The sequence below is a fragment of the Moorena sp. SIO1F2 genome, assembly GCF_010672755.1.
In the GTDB taxonomy this organism is placed as follows: Bacteria; Cyanobacteriota; Cyanobacteriia; order Cyanobacteriales; family Coleofasciculaceae; genus Moorena.
This window is the reverse complement of record NZ_JAAHFV010000548.1, coordinates 1-2,835: the sequence shown is the minus strand read 5'-3', so window position 1 is coordinate 2,835 and position 2,835 is coordinate 1. Positions and strand designations below refer to the sequence as shown.

Here is a 2,835-nt window from a genome sequence, read left to right as displayed (position 1 = left end):
TAAATTAGCCATGATAGCACGCTTACATTAGGTACTAAGCACGCTTACACCCTTAACTATTAACCATTAACCATTAACCATTAAACCAACACCTAACCCCTAACCCCTAACAATTAACCTGCAAGTTAATTGTTCGAGCAGCTTAGGAGTAAAGCACCGAAGCGAGACAATTGACGGACTACGATCGGTGAAATTTTGGCAAAAGTTCTTCATCGTAAAAGGTTTAAGGTTAGACAATTATAAGCTTGAAGGTTGTATACAAGCGGTCCGGTGCCGTAGTCTAGGTTAAAAGCATGAACTTGCTTGAGTCTCGACTTTAAAACCTATCATATTCAACTTCAACCTTCTTGAGTGCAACCTCAAACCCTACCCTTCATGAGCGATCAAACGGCCCCTTTCCCAGCAGAAGTCTCTAACACAGTTGCCGAACTCCAGCGCCAGCTAAAGTCTAGTTCTGAAAAAAAACAACAGGCTTTGATTCAGGAACTTGCCAGCACTGGCACTGCCGGGTTAGACGTGTTAATGGAATTTTTACAGGAGCAACGTGCCAACCCGACTATCCTCAGTGCTGGTTTTGCCTATCAAGCCCTCCATCAAGCCAATATCCCCAAAACCAATGAATTTCTGCAAACCTATTTTCCTACTGGGGTTGTACCCCTACGTTCTGAAGCAGGCATTGATTACACACCCGTGCAACAGCTGCTAGTTAAACAAGACTTTCTCGCAGCTGACCGTCTTACTCTCGAAAAACTCTGTGAGTTAGCAGGAGCTGCTGCTCTACAGAGAAGATGGCTGTATTTTTCGGAAGTAGACAATTTCCCGATTACGGATTTGCAAACTATTGATATCTTGTGGCTTATTCACTCTCAAGGCAAATTTGGATTTTCTGTGCAGCGGGAGCTTTGGTTGTCTTTGGGCAAGAACTGGGAAAAACTTTGGCCAAAAATTGGTTGGAAAACTGGCAATCGCTGGACCCGATATCCCCATGAGTTTATCTGGGATCTCAATGCACCAAAAGGTCATTTGCCTCTTTCCAATCAGCTCAGAGGTGTTCGGGTATTTTCCTCTTTGCTTTCTCATCCAGCTTGGTCTAGTCGGACATCACTCCCATAAGCGGTCAGGAAGGAAAAAAACACAAAAATGCTTCTGATACCGAAAAATTTGGCATTATTTAAGCATTTATTTTCCTGAGAATTTGTTTACTTCACTACTCTATCTGGGAACCTTAAGTGTTGTGGGTAGCACTACAGTCGCCAGTGGACTGTGGTGCTACCAAAGGTAACCATGGGGAATGGGTTGGTTATGGGAAAAGAAAATCAACTTTTTTGTACTCTGGATGGTTTGAATCCTAAAGAACGGGAAAAAAAACGACTGAAAACTCTTCGGGATTTAGGTCTACTCGAAGCAGAAACAGTACCAGTTTTCGACGAGGCAACTCAGACTACTGCCCGATTTTTAGATGTGCCTATCTGCATTTTGGGCTTTATGGTACAAATGCAACAGCACATCAAATCAGCTGTGGGATTATCTAGAATCGGGCTAATGAATCGAGTGGCACAGTCCCGTCAGTTGCCCCGTAGTGAATGCTTTTGTAGCTATGTAGTAGATAGTCATCAAATGTTGGCGATTAATGATACAGTCACCAACCCTGTCTTTGCTAGTAGTGTACTGGTTCACCACTACGGTATCCGTTCTTACTTAGGTGCACCACTGTTAACTGCTGATGGAGAGTGTTTAGGTACCCTAGCAGTTATGGATTTAGTACCTCGCAATTTTACCACCAAAGATTATGAGTTTTTGGCAATTACGGCTCGTTGGAGTCTCAGTGAATTTGAGCGGAATCATTTTTTGAAAAAAGAGCGTGACCGCTTTGTTCACTGGCTACCCAACTCTTCAACAGAGCCTCAGCACTCTCAGGAATTCGAGTCTGATCCGGAAACTTCTAGCCCTAGGAATCTCTCTCTAGATGGGATAGCTGGTTTTAACTCAGTTCACACCATTAAGTACAAATTACTAACTCAGCTGACACAGGAATTGCGCACACCTCTAACATCGATTATGGGAATGGCTAGTGTATTAAGTCGCCAAGTTTATGGGTCTTTGACTGATAAACAAAAAGAATATCTAGAAATTGTTTATTGCAGTGGTCGTCAGCTGGTATTGATGGTTGATGAAATTCTTTGCTTGGGAATTTTTGAGGAAAACAGCGAACAACTAAATTTAACTGCTGTAGATATTGAAATGCTCTGTCAACAAGCAATTAACAATTTAGCACAGATAGCGCAGCAACATCAACAAAAGTTGCATCTATCTGTAGAGCCAGGTAATCGCATCTGGTTTCTGGATAAAGAAAAGGTGCGACAAATGCTATATTACCTTATATTCAGTGTGATTTACTCGGCTGAGGCAGGGGGTGAAGTACGCATCCATGTCTCTCGAAAAACTGATTTGGAGAGGGCTAATGTCGTGTCTTTGAAAATCGCGGTTTGGGTTTCTCACCCCTGGCTCGGAGATGGTCTACCTCAGATGTACGGACAAATTTCTGAGTTACCGTTACAATCCCCCTCAGCAGCAGCAGCGGTTGCTAATGCTTTAGAAACCCCATTCATTACTGAAGCACTGGGAATCAGTGAACTACCTTCGAGTTCTAACTTCCTCTGTGACAATCAGTTTTTATCCAGTTCTTTTGATCCAGAAACTACTAGTTGGGGTTCTGAATCGGAAAAAAGACCTCAGAATAGTGAATCTCGTGAAAGTTTAGGGCTATTACTAAGCTGCCATTTAGCTAAACGCCATAGAGGAAAAATTTCTGTTCAAGGTTTGCCAGAGTTAGGA

Annotated in this window: 2 protein-coding genes; both read left to right on the top strand. The window is 42.8% G+C overall.

Features of this window, described 5'->3' with window-relative positions; genetic code table 11:
- Positions 1-375: 375 nt before the first annotated feature.
- Positions 376-1,113 carry a GUN4 domain-containing protein gene (locus F6J94_RS32520; protein WP_293047808.1) on the top strand — a complete coding sequence of 246 codons (738 nt, stop codon included), beginning with the start codon at positions 376-378 and terminating at the stop codon, positions 1,111-1,113.
- Between the two features lie 189 nt (positions 1,114-1,302).
- On the top strand, positions 1,303-2,835 hold a 1,533-nt coding region (locus F6J94_RS32515), incomplete at its 3' end, for a GAF domain-containing sensor histidine kinase (protein ID WP_293047807.1).

Bases quoted from the DNA above. Each gene is read 5' to 3' on its own strand.
- F6J94_RS32520 (WP_293047808.1), top strand. From the start codon at position 376: ATGAGCGATCAAACGGCCCCTTTCCCAGCAGAAGTCTCTAACACAGTT.